The sequence below is a fragment of the Janthinobacterium leeuwenhoeki genome (assembly GCF_051380795.1).
GTDB lineage: Bacteria > Pseudomonadota > Gammaproteobacteria > Burkholderiales > Burkholderiaceae_D > Janthinobacterium.
The window spans coordinates 139,162-150,718 of the sequence record NZ_JBNYXT010000006.1; the positions used below are offsets into that span (position 1 = coordinate 139,162).

Here is an 11,557-nt window from a genome sequence, read left to right on the forward strand (position 1 = left end):
GTCTGTTTGCATTATTCGCACAATACGGGCCGCAAACAAGGCGTGAAAATGCGAGATAATGCAAAGCTGAATCTGTTAATCTGCAAATGTTGTAAATTTGCAGATTCCACAAACCGGGGAAGAGGAAACGCGATGGCAAAGGTTTTCATGGGCGTGCGCCTGCAGCGGCTGCGCGAGGAACGGCGCATGACGCAGGTGGCGCTGGCCAAGTCCCTGGGCATTTCGCCCAGCTATCTGAACCAGATGGAGCGCAACCAGCGCCCGCTGACGGTGCCGATTCTGTTGCGCATCGGCACGGTGCTGGGGGTCGACCCACAGATCTTTTCCGAACACGACAGCGCCAGCCTGGTGGCCGATGTGCGCGACGTGTTTGGCGAATTGCCGGACGCGCCGCCCACCTCGATGGCGGAACTCAAAATGCTGGTAGAAAACATGCCGGAACTGGCGCGCTCGATTTTGCTCTTGCAGCGGCGCTACCGGGTCATGGCGGAGCGGGCCGATACCCTGGCCGCGCGCCTCGACGACGGCAGCCGCGGCGCCAGTTCGGCGGCACCCTCCACGGACGAGGAAGTGCGCGAATACCTGAACCGGCGGCAAAATTATATCGATGAGCTGGACCGGGCAGCGGAGCTGGTGGCGGGTGAACTTGACCCGCAGCAGCGCACGCTCGACGCGTTGCAAAGCCGGCTGCTGGAGCGGCACGGTATTCAGGTGCAACTGTCCGATGGCGACGCGGGCATGGTGCGCAAGCACCGCTACGATGCCCAGCAACATATATTGTGGCTGCCCGACACCCTGACGGGCGGCCAGCGCGCCTTCCAGATGGCAGCGCAAATCAGCCTGCTCGAACACAGCGACCTGATCGACGCCCTGGTGCTGGCGGCGGGATTGTCTGGCGCGGCCGCGCAAACGAGCGCGCGCCTGGCGTTTTCCAATTATTTCGCGGGCGCCCTGTTGATGCCGTATCAACGCTTCCTGCAGGCGGCGGAAACACGGGCCTACGATATCGAGCGCCTGGCGCACCAGTTTGGTGTGGGTTTCGAAGCCGTGTGTCACCGCCTGAGCACCATGCAGCGCCCCGAGGCGGCGGGATTGCCGTTTTTCTTTGTTCGCGTCGACCGCGCCGGCAATGTCTCGAAGCGCCAGTCGGCCACGGACTTTCACTTTTCCAGGGTGGGCGGCACCTGCCCGCTATGGATAGTCTACGACGCCTTCAGCCACCCGGGCCAGGTGCTGACGCAAGTGGCCAGCATGCCCGACGGCTGCACGTATCTGTGGATCGCGCGCCAGGTGAGTACGGCGTCACCAGGCTTCCGGGCGCCAGGCAAGACTTTTGCAGTAGCGCTCGGTTGCGACATTTCGCAGGCGCACCGCCTGATTTACTCGAAGGGACTCGATTTGCACGACCCGAGCAGCGCCACGCCCATCGGCACGGGCTGCAAGGTGTGCGAGCGGCAGGCATGCCCGCAGCGGGCGTTTCCTTCGCTGCTGGCACCGCCGCCGCCAGCATCCGCCTGATTTACTCGACGACTCTTGCGCGCAAGGCGTCGAATTCACGCGTAAATTCCACGCGCCAGTCGCGCCGCGTGGACTCGTCGACCCAGGCCGCATCGAGGCCATTCAACATGAAACCGCGCATGTCGTCGAGGCCAAAGCCGAATTCGCGCATCATCATCCAGGCGCCAGTCGGCGTCACGTGGTGCAGGGTCGGGTCGTCCGTGTTCGGATGCAGTTTCAAGCCCAGCTTGGCCATGGCGCGGATCGGGTGGTCCAGCGCCCAGCGTTCGGGCGCCAAGGTGCGCAGATAATACGAATTGGTCGGCACGACCGTAAACACCAGGCCGCGCTCCACGCAGCGCTGCGCCAGTTCCGGGTTATCGACAATCGTGTAACCATGGTCGACCCGGTCCACCTGCAATGCTTCAATCGCCGTCGCCACATTCATCCACGGCATGCCGAATTCACCTGCGTGCGCCGTGCATTTGAAGCCGGCCTCGCGCGCGGCGCGGTAGGCTTCGATGAAGAGTTCCGGCGGGCGGTCGTTTTCCCGGTAGTCGATGCCGATGCCGATGACTTCGGGCGCGCGGTGCGCCTTCATCCATTCCACCATCTGCACGGCTTCGGCGGGAGCGGCTTCGCGGTCGATGCTGGGAATCAGGCGCCCGATCACGCCGAAGTCGCGCTGCGCGTCGCGGATGGCGGCGACGATGGCGTCTTGCGCCGCGTCATAGCGAATGCCCGAGACGCGCACCGTGCCGGTGGGATTCCAGAAGAACTCCGCGTAGCGCACGCCGTGGCCATGCACGTCTTCCAGGTATTCGTAGGCGAGACAATACAGGTCCGTCGGCGAGACGATCAGGTGCGCGTCGAGTGCGCGCAGCACGCGCAGCACGCCGACGGGCTTGTCGCCACGCGTATAAAACGCGTCAATTTCCTCGGGGGTGACGACATTGCCCGTCTTGGCGGCCAGCGCGCGGAAAGTGGCCTGGCGCACCGTGCCGAACAGGTGGCAATGCAGCTCCACTTTTGGCATGGCGCGTAAAAACTGTTCGATGCTCAGGGGTGAATTAGACATGAAGCTCGTTTCGTAGTGAAGTGGGTCAGACGAGAATGGCGGCCAGACGGCGCATCAGGCGCTCGATGGCGGCCGGACCATCGGCCAGCATCGCCACCTGCGTGTTGATGGGCGCGCGGCGCGGCACGCGGAACTCGCACACCGTCATGCCACGCGTCAGTTCGCCCGTCAATTCGATGGCCACGTGGGCGCTCTGGAACTGGAACAACTGCGGCGCTTCCAGGTACAGGGCCACCACCGGGTCATACATGGGCATGGGCACGGAACCGTCCGTACTGCGGATGCGCACATACGCTTCCAGGTAGCCGGCCAGGCGCAGCGCGCGCGGCGTGCCGATCGCGCGCAGGCGCGCCACTTCCGCGTTCGTCACCAAGAGCTGGCGGCACAGGTTCAAGCCGAACATGCGCAGCGGGATGCCGGACTTGAAGACCTGGGCGGCCGCTTCCGGGTCCGCATAGATATTGAATTCGGCTGCCGCCGTGTGGTTGCCCTGGTCGGTCGAGCCGCCCATCAGGATGATCTCGACGATTTTCTCGGCGATGTCGGGGGCTCGGGTCAGTGCGGTCGCCAGGTTCGTCATCGGCGCGATGGCCATGATGGTGATCTGGCCAGGGTGGGCGCGCACGGCGGCGATCAGCGCATCGACGGCGTGGCCGGCAGCGTCAACGGCGGGGCCGGGCGGCAGGATCTCGCCTGTCGTCGGCATGCCGCTGTCGCCGAGGATGCGCTGCGCCGTTTCGATGACGCCGGCCAGCGGTTCTTCGCAGCCGCGGTAGATGGGCACCGTCAAGCCATCATGCGCCTTGATGCGCAAGGCGTTGTCGTAGGTGATATCGACGGGTGCATTGCCCGCCACCACGCTCACGCCCAGCCACTCGATGTCGGGATTGCTGCCCAAGAGCAGCATCGTCAGCCAGTCGTCGAAACCGGGATCGGTATCGAGCCAGATTTTTTTCAAGGCTTGGGTCATGATGCTTTCCATTCAGAAATCACGCGCCCAGCCACAGGGCGCTGTCGGACGGCAGCACGAAGGACACGGCCGTGCCTTCGCGCCAGGCGGCGCCGCCGGCCGCGCAAATACCCTTGACCTGGCCCAGCGGCGTTTGCAGCAGGTATTCGACGGTGTCGCCGAGGAAGCCCCGCGCCAGCACGGTGCCCGGGTACTGGCCTGCCGCGTCGTCTGCCGCGCAGACGCGCACCTTGTCCGGACGCCAGCCCAGCACCGTGGTGCCGGCAGCGACGGGGGACGTGTACGGCAGGCTGGCACCCGCGTGGTGCAGCGCGCCGTCGCGGTAGTCGAACAGGTTTTCAAAGCCCATGAAGTTGGCAACGAAGCGCGTCGACGGCGTATTGAAGACGGCTTCCGGCGCGGCCAGCTGCTCGATGCGCCCGCCGTTCATGACGACGATGCGGTCGGACAAGGCCAGCGCTTCTTCCTGGTCATGCGTCACGTACAGCATGGTGATGCCCAGTTCGCGCTGGATGCGGCGCAGCTCGGCGCGCATCTGCACGCGCAGCTTGGCATCCAGGTTCGACAGCGGCTCGTCCAGCAGCAGCAGGGCCGGCTCGACGACGATGGCGCGCGCCAGCGCCACGCGCTGCTGCTGGCCACCGGACATCTGCGCCGGCAAGCGGGTTTCGAAACCGGTCAATCCCACGGCGGCAATCACGGCTTCCACTTTCGTTTTCAGCAAAGCTGGCGCGACCTTGCGCAGGCGCAGGCCGAAGGCGATGTTGTCGTACACGTTCAGGTGCGGGAACAGCGCATACGACTGGAACACCATGCCGATATTGCGTTTATTTGGCGCCAGTTTGCCGATTTCGCGACCGTCGAGCACGATGCGGCCCGACTGCAGCGGCATCAGGCCGGCGATGGCGCGCATGGTGGTGGTCTTGCCGCAGCCGCTGGGGCCCAGCAGGGAAATCAGCTCGCCCTGCTCGACGTGCAGGTCCAGGTCTTTCACGGACGTCGTGTTCTTGGCGTAGCCGAGGTTCAGCTTGTGCAGTTCCAGATAACTCATGGTGTATTGCCTCTTACATGTATTTAGAAATGCCCAGCACCTTCTCGGTCACCATCACGAAGGCCATGGTGAACAAGACCAGCAAGGTCGACAGGGCAGCGATCGATGGATCGAAGCTGTTTTCCATATGCCCCAGCATCTCGATGGGCAAGGTGCTGATGCCCGGCCCCGTCAGGAACAGCGAGACGGGCACCTGGTTGAACGAGGTGACGAAGGCGAGGAAGAAGGCGGCGATCACGGCGTTGCGGATATTCGGCAGCACGATCATGAAAAACGCCCGCAGGCGCGATGCGCCCAGCGTGATGGCGGCATCCTCGATATCCACACGCAGATTCACCAGGCTGGCGTACACCACGCGCACCGAGTACGGGATCAACAGCGCGATATGGCCGATCAACAGGCCCGCGTACACGGGCGCATTGATGGTCAAAACGAGGTGGTGCAGCAAGCCCAGGCCGACCAGGATGGCGGGAATGATCAGCGGCGATGTCAGGATTTGCCGGATGAAGGCTATGCCCGGCGGCGGCATGCGCGAAAACGCATACGCGACGGGTATGCCCAGCAGCAGCGCGATGACGGTGGCGATCAGGCCGATTTCCAGGCTGGTCTGGAAGGCGCGGCGGAACTCGGGCGCCGACCACACTTCGAGGATCCAGCGCAGCGAGTACGACTCGGGCGGGAAGGCCAGCGTTTCGCCGCCGGAAAAGCCGGCCAGCACGACGATGGCGAAAGGCCCCAGCAGGAACAAAAACACCAGCCATAAAACGGCACGCGAAAACAAGCTTTCTTTCATACGGAACTCCGGCTCGAGGAAATACGTTTAAGGCCGGCATTCACCAGCAGGGTCATGCAGACGAGAATGACGGCGATCACATTGGCCGCGCCAAAATCGCTCTCCACGCTGACCTTCTGATACAGCAGGGTTTCCAGCATCAGCACCTTGGTGCCGCCCAAGAGGGCCGGCGTCACATAGGCCGTCACGCAGCCCGTAAACACCAGGGTGCCACCGACCACCAGGCCTTCCTGCGTCAGCGGCAGGGTGACCTTGCAAAACACTTGCCAGGGATTCGCGCCCAGCGTCGCTGCGGCCGGTTCCACATCGCGCGGCAGGTTTTCCAGCGCGCCCGCCAGCGACATCAGCATCAGCGGCAGCAGCAATTGCAGCAGGCCCACAAACACGGCAAATTCGCTGAACAGCAAACGCAGCGGCTCGTCCGTGAAACCCATGTTGACGAGCGCCGCGTTGACGGCGCCGTTGCGGCCCAGCAAGACGATCCACGCGTAGGTACGCGCGATCGGCGAGACCATCAGCGGCAAGATCATCATGCCCACCACCAGCCCGCGCCACTTCGGCGACACACGCGCCACCGCTTGCGCGGCCGGATAGCCGAGGATGATGGCCGCCAGCGTGACCAGGGCAGCGATGCGCAGGGTACGCCAGAAGATGGTGCGGTTGAATTCCTGCGAGAAGAATTCGATGAAGCGGTCGACACCCCACTGCATGCCGTCGCCGACGCGGAAGGCGTCGACCAGCAAGGCCAGCACGGGCAGCAGGAAGCAGACGACGATAAAGATCAGCGCCGGCAGGACCAGCAGCAGTCCCAGACGCTTTTTTGGATCAGCAAACATGGTGTTCTCTCCTCGTCACCACTATTTGCTCATGGCCTTGTTCCACTGCGTCATCCAGTTCGTGCGCTGCTTGATGATGGTTTCCGGCTTGACGAATTTCAGCGAATTGATCTGCTCGGCGCCATAGGTATTGAATTGCGCGGCGGCCACCGACAGGCGCACGTCCTTGTTGGCGGGCGAATCGACCAGGTTGGTCGCCAGCTGCGTCTGCACTTCCTTGGACAGCCAGAAATCCATCAGCTGATACGCCAGGTCCGCATTTTTCGAACCGGCAACGATGCCCATCACGTTCATGCCGGCCGCCTGGCCTTCGGCCGGGATGCTCCACTTCAGGGGCAGGCCCGTCTTGAGCATTTGCGACCACGTAAAACGCGCCACGGGCGCGGCCCAGATTTCATCTTGCGCGAACAGGGCGGCCAGCTGCGCGCTGTTTTTCGAGAACGTGACGACGTTGCCCTTCATGCCAACGATCTTGGCAAAGCCGGTGGCGTAGTCGTCCGTCTTGCCGCCCCAGGCCGCATCGGCCATGCGCAGCATCAATGGGCCCTGCGTGGTGCTCACGTCGGGGAAGGCCACGCGGCCCTTCAGTTCAGGGCGCCACAGGTCCTTCCAGGACGTCAGCGGGGCGATCTTGTCGCTGCGGTACACCAGGCCCACCGAGTACAAGGTGTAGCCGACGGCGAAGTTGCCGCCGATGGGGTTTTTCGCCACGTCGTAGAGGGCCTTGTAATTGCTCAGCTTGGCGTAATCCATGGGTTGGATGACGCCCTTTTGCGCCGCTTCCAGCATGCCGGAATCGGACAGCAGCACCAGGTCGATCACCGGGTTCTTGCTGTGCACCACCAGCTTGGCGATGCGGTCCGCGTTATTCCCCGTTTCCACCTTGATATCGCAACCGCATTTGGCCTTGAACGGCTCGTACACATACTTCATGAACAAGGGCTGGGCAATCGGATAGGCCGAAATGACCAGCTCGCGTTTTTCCGCGTGGGCGGCGTTAGCCAGCAAGCCTAGGCTCAACGCCAACATGAGGTGCTTTTTCAAGATGCTTCCTTTCAGGGGACGGCGCTGCGGGACAGCGCCTGTAAAGATGAATCAGACTCAGAAATAATGTCGCATGCCGACAATCAGCACGCTTTGCGTCTTGCCGCCCGAGGCGCCGAAGCCGAACACGCGGGCGAACGTCGCATCGCCTGCCGCTTTCTGGTAGCTCCAGGTGATGGCGACATCGGTGCGCTTGGACAGGAAGTAATCGGCCTGGAAGTTGACCTGATGCCATTTCGGCGTCTTGTTGATCACGTCATATTTACCGGTGGTAAAGAAATACGACGCGCCCAGGTTCAACGCTTCCGTCAGCTTGTGGTTCACGTTCAGGTCCACGTTTTGCAAGGTCAGATTGCTTTGATCCAGGTAGTGGTAGCGCACGTTGGTGTACAGCGCGCCAAACTTGGTCTTGCCGACATTATAAAAGCCTCCCGTGCCGGCGATGGCCTGGCTGTTCACGCCGGCGCCGCTGACGGCGCTCTTGTTGAATATCAACAGGGAACTGCCGTAGTCATTGCCAATGGCGCCATTCGGCGCATCCGGGCTGTTCGGATGGTCCATCTTGGTATAGGCGACGGCCCAGCTGAAGGCATCGACTTTGTAGCCGGCGCCCATGCTGTAGACGCGGTTGCGGTTGGAATCTTCCGGGTTTTCGCTGAAGCCGTACAAGCCCGTGAACGACAGGTTGCTGATGTTCGGGCTGACGTACTTGACGGCATTTTGCACGCGCAAGTTGTTGTAGCCATTGTCGTTGTCGCCGATATGCACGCCGTTGCTGGCAATGACCACCGGGCCCAGCAGATCCTTGACGGCTTCGTACTGGCGGCCCAGGGTCAGGGTGCCCTTGTCATTGCTGGACAAACCCATATACGCCTGGCGGCCAAACAAACGGCCGCTTTGCGCAGCCGCGCCCGTCATCACGTTAAAACCGTTTTCCAGCACGAAGACAGCCTTGGTGCCGTTGCCCAGGTCTTCCTGGCCGCGGAAACCGATGCGGGGATTCTGATTCGTACCGCTCAGCGCATGCGTGCGGCTGCCGTTACCCTCATCCGACACATAGCCGATACCGGCCGACAGCAAGCCATACACTTGCACGCTGCTTTGCGCCTGCGCGGCGCCCTGCGCCGCCAGCAAGCCACCCACTACCATCGTTCCCGTCATCCATTTGTTCATTGCCGCCACCCTAAAAAGAATAAACCCTGAGTTTTTTTGGAATTATTTTATTGATGCGTCCCTTGCATGGCGTGCTAGCGCGCATAGCGGCGCCGCCTGGCAAGCGCTTCTCTGAATATTGTTGCCTTCAAGACAAGTAAAGACCAGTCCAGAATATGGTAAATTGCGGGATAAGAAAATTTGTTTATTTTTATAAATCCATTACTTTTTCTAATAAGCAGCGTCCATGCATGAGTTGAGCAAGAAGATTTCCTTACGACATTTACAAGCGTTTGCCACCCTAGCCCGCGTAAACAGCTTCAGCAAGGCTGCACAGGAATTGTGCGTGACCCAGCCGGCGCTCAGCGCCTCGATCAAGCTGCTGGAAAATCAACTGGGAAAAAAGTTGTTTAACCGCACAACCCACCAGCTGGAACTGACGCGCGAAGGCAAGCTGGCGCTCGACTACGCCACGCATTTATTGAATACGGCAAGCAACACTTTTGCCGATATCCAGCGCGCCATCGGCAGCGGCCGGCACCGCATCCGCATCGGCGCGATCCCCTCGGCCATGGCGATGACGGCCGTCGTCGTGGCGCGCTACTGCGAGCAGCATGGCGATGAAGTGGAAATCGTCCTGTCGGACATGCCCAACGATGGCTTGCTGCACGCGCTGCATTCGGGCCAGCTGGACTTTTGCGTGGGCATCGAGGTGCCCGGTTCCGTGTCGCTGGAAAGCGTAGGCCTGTTCGAAGACGAGCTGGTACTGGTGACGGCGGGACGCCATGCGCTGGCGCCGCTCAAGGAAGTGCGCTGGGAACAGCTGGCGGGGCAGGAAATCGTCGTGTTCACCAAGGGCAGCATCTGGGAATTCGCCTCCAGCGCCCTGCGCCAGCATGGCTTGAGCCCGTCAAGCCTGTACCAGATGATCCACAGCGAGTCGCTGTACGGCGTAGTGCGCGCCGGCATCGCCGTGGGCATCATGCCCAGCCTGTACACGACGTTCCTCAACGACGAGGATCTGCATGTGGCGCCCCTGCGCCAGCCCACCTGCAAGCGCAAGATCGCCTTGATGCGGCGCAATGAAATCAGCCGCAACTACCATGTGGACGACTGTTTTTCAGCGCTGCGGCAGGATTTGCAACAGGTCGACCAGTGGTTTTAAATAACCCCAACAGATGAGCAGCCGGGGTCGGACCCTCAGGGTCCGACCCCAGTCCTAGCCCTTGGGTTTGACAACGTTTACGCAGGTGCCTTCAGCAGATTCGCCAAGGCAACATACTGCTCCAGCCCCACGGTTTCCGGGCGCAGGGTCGGGTCGATGCCGGCCGCCTTGATCTGCTCTTCCGTAAACATGCCGGCCAGGCAGTTGCGGATCACCTTGCGGCGCTGCGAGAAGGCCTTCATGACCACCGCTTCCAGCGTCGCCTGGTCGCACGCCAGGCGCTCGGCCACGGGGATCATGCGCACGATGGCCGATTCCACTTTCGGCGGCGGATCAAACGCCGTCGGCGGCACGATGAACAGCAAGGACATGTCATAGCGCCATTGCAGCATCACGGACAGGCGGCCGTAGGCCTTGCTGCCCGGTTCGGCCACCATGCGTTCGACAACTTCCTTTTGCAGCATGAAATGCTGGTCTTTCACCAGCGGCGCAAAGTCCGCCAGGTGGAACAGCAAGGGGCTGGAAATGTTGTACGGCAAATTGCCCACGATGCGCAGCTTCTGGCCGGCCGGTACGGGGATTTGCGCGAAATCGAATTTCAGCGCGTCACCCGAGTGTATCGTCAGCTTGGCCGGATTGAAGGTCTTTTCCAGGCGCACGATCAGGTCGCGGTCCAGCTCGACCACATGCATCTGCTTCAAATGGCGCAGCAACTGCTCCGTCATGGCGCCCAGGCCGGGGCCGATCTCGACCATGGCATCGTCCGGCTGCGGCGCGATGGCGGCCGTGATGTCGTCGAGGACGAAGCGGTCATGCAGGAAGTTCTGGCCAAAGCGTTTGCGGGCAACGTGTTTCATATTCTGTTTTTCTATTCTAGAGGCGGTGTAGCGGGGTAAAACCGGTGGGTATCAGGCGCGGGTGCTGGCGCGCAGCATGTCGAGCGCCGTTTGCAGCGCTTGCTCCATGCTGTGGCAATCGGCCAGCCCCAGCCCTTGCGCGGCCAGGTCCAGCGCCGTGCCGTGGTCGACCGAGGTGCGGATCAGCGGCAAACCCAGGGTGATATTGATGCCGCGCCCGAAGGTCGCGTATTTCAGCACGGGCAAGCCCTGGTCGTGGTACATGGCCAGCACGCAGTCGGCATCGGCCAGATACTTGTGCTGGAACAAGGTGTCGGCTGGGTACGGCCCGCGCGCATCGATGCCGCGCGCTTGTGCCGCAGCAATCGCCGGAGCGATGACATCGATTTCCTCGCGTCCCAGATACCCGCCCTCGCCCGCGTGCGGGTTCAGGCCGGTGACCAGGATGCGCGGCGCGGCGATGCCGAATTTCTGTTGCAGATCAAGCTGAATAATATCCAGGGTGACGGCCAGGCTATCCATCGTGATGGCGGCGGACACGTCCTTCAATGGCAGATGTGTGGTGGCCAGCGCCACGCGCAGGGTCGGTTCGTCATGGCCGGGTTCGCCGGCCAGCATCATCACCACTTGCGGCGTGCCGGTTTTTTCTGCCAAGTATTCCGTATGGCCGGAAAAAGCCACGCCGGCGTCGTTGATCGTGCTTTTTTGCAAGGGCGCCGTGACCATGGCGCCAAACCAGTCGGCCTGGATGCCTTCCACGGCCGCATCCAGGGTCGCGAGCACGGAACGCCCGTTTTCCTTGTCGAGCACGCCAGGGATGACATTGTTAACAGTGGGAATATCGATCACGGCCAGGCGGCCCGGTCCGAACTGGGGCAGGCCGCTGTTGCGCACGGCTTGCAGCGACAGCGCTGCCAGGCGGATGTCCGGGTCGATCAGGCTGGCTGTCAGCGCCAGGAAGGCGGCGTCGCCCAGCAGGATGCAGTTGACTTCATTGCGCATGGCCCAGGCCGCGCGTATGGAGATTTCCGGGCCGACACCGGCCGGTTCGCCACAAGTAATGGCGATGGCCGGACGGCGGACAAGGGGCAAGTTACTCATGCGCAATGAATCA

The 11,557-nt window shown here is 62.1% G+C and carries 11 protein-coding genes; 2 read left to right on the forward strand and 9 right to left on the reverse strand.

Translation table 11 applies throughout. The annotated features are described in order from the left end of the window. Positions 1 to 132 precede the first annotated feature (132 nt). The gene (locus ACQ4WS_RS07815) at positions 133 to 1,518 is read left to right on the forward strand and encodes a short-chain fatty acyl-CoA regulator family protein (protein ID WP_436475128.1); all 1,386 of its coding nucleotides are present in this window, start codon (positions 133 to 135) and stop codon (positions 1,516 to 1,518) included. Between the two features lies 1 nt (position 1,519). Here ACQ4WS_RS07815 and ACQ4WS_RS07820 read toward each other — a convergent pair whose 3' ends face one another. The 7 genes from ACQ4WS_RS07820 to ACQ4WS_RS07850 are packed head-to-tail and all read right to left on the reverse strand — an operon-like array spanning position 1,520 to position 8,442. Then, positions 1,520 to 2,575 carry an adenosine deaminase family protein gene (locus ACQ4WS_RS07820; RefSeq protein ID WP_436475130.1) on the reverse strand — a complete coding sequence of 352 codons (1,056 nt, stop codon included), beginning with the start codon at positions 2,573 to 2,575 and terminating at the stop codon, positions 1,520 to 1,522. 25 nt (positions 2,576 to 2,600) lie between these two features. Beyond that, the gene (locus tag ACQ4WS_RS07825; RefSeq protein WP_436475131.1) at positions 2,601 to 3,545 is read right to left on the reverse strand and encodes a nucleoside hydrolase; all 945 of its coding nucleotides are present in this window, start codon (positions 3,543 to 3,545) and stop codon (positions 2,601 to 2,603) included. Positions 3,546 to 3,564: 19 nt separating this feature from the next. Beyond that, positions 3,565 to 4,596, reverse strand: coding sequence for an ABC transporter ATP-binding protein (locus ACQ4WS_RS07830; RefSeq protein ID WP_034778812.1), 1,032 nt, complete (start codon positions 4,594 to 4,596; stop codon positions 3,565 to 3,567). A gap of 13 nt (positions 4,597 to 4,609) precedes the next feature. After that, on the reverse strand, positions 4,610 to 5,389 hold the full coding sequence (locus ACQ4WS_RS07835) for an ABC transporter permease (protein ID WP_436475134.1): 780 nt from the start codon (positions 5,387 to 5,389) through the stop codon (positions 4,610 to 4,612). After that, on the reverse strand, positions 5,386 to 6,225 hold the full coding sequence (locus ACQ4WS_RS07840; protein WP_436475136.1) for an ABC transporter permease: 840 nt from the start codon (positions 6,223 to 6,225) through the stop codon (positions 5,386 to 5,388). Before ACQ4WS_RS07840 ends, ACQ4WS_RS07835 begins: the two co-directional genes overlap by 4 nt. Positions 6,226 to 6,246: 21 nt before the next feature. Further along, positions 6,247 to 7,269 (reverse strand): ABC transporter substrate-binding protein, encoded by a 1,023-nt coding sequence (locus ACQ4WS_RS07845; RefSeq protein ID WP_436475138.1) that lies wholly within the window; start codon positions 7,267 to 7,269, stop codon positions 6,247 to 6,249. Between the two features lie 57 nt (positions 7,270 to 7,326). Continuing rightward, positions 7,327 to 8,442, reverse strand: a complete 1,116-nt coding sequence (locus tag ACQ4WS_RS07850; protein WP_436475140.1) for a porin — start codon at positions 8,440 to 8,442, stop codon at positions 7,327 to 7,329. A gap of 226 nt (positions 8,443 to 8,668) precedes the next feature. On the opposite strand from ACQ4WS_RS07850, the gene ACQ4WS_RS07855 reads away from it, so the two are divergent. Next, on the forward strand, positions 8,669 to 9,586 hold the full coding sequence (locus tag ACQ4WS_RS07855) for a LysR family transcriptional regulator (RefSeq protein ID WP_436475141.1): 918 nt from the start codon (positions 8,669 to 8,671) through the stop codon (positions 9,584 to 9,586). A 77-nt stretch (positions 9,587 to 9,663) separates the two neighbouring features. Here the strand turns inward: ACQ4WS_RS07855 and rsmA are convergent, their stop codons facing one another. Together rsmA and pdxA are read right to left on the reverse strand one after the other, a co-directional pair. Continuing rightward, positions 9,664 to 10,443 (reverse strand): 16S rRNA (adenine(1518)-N(6)/adenine(1519)-N(6))-dimethyltransferase RsmA, encoded by a 780-nt coding sequence (rsmA, locus tag ACQ4WS_RS07860; protein ID WP_326459821.1) that lies wholly within the window; start codon positions 10,441 to 10,443, stop codon positions 9,664 to 9,666. A 51-nt stretch (positions 10,444 to 10,494) separates the two neighbouring features. Further along, on the reverse strand, positions 10,495 to 11,544 hold the full coding sequence (gene pdxA, locus ACQ4WS_RS07865) for a 4-hydroxythreonine-4-phosphate dehydrogenase PdxA (protein ID WP_436475143.1): 1,050 nt from the start codon (positions 11,542 to 11,544) through the stop codon (positions 10,495 to 10,497). Positions 11,545 to 11,557: the final 13 nt, after the last annotated feature.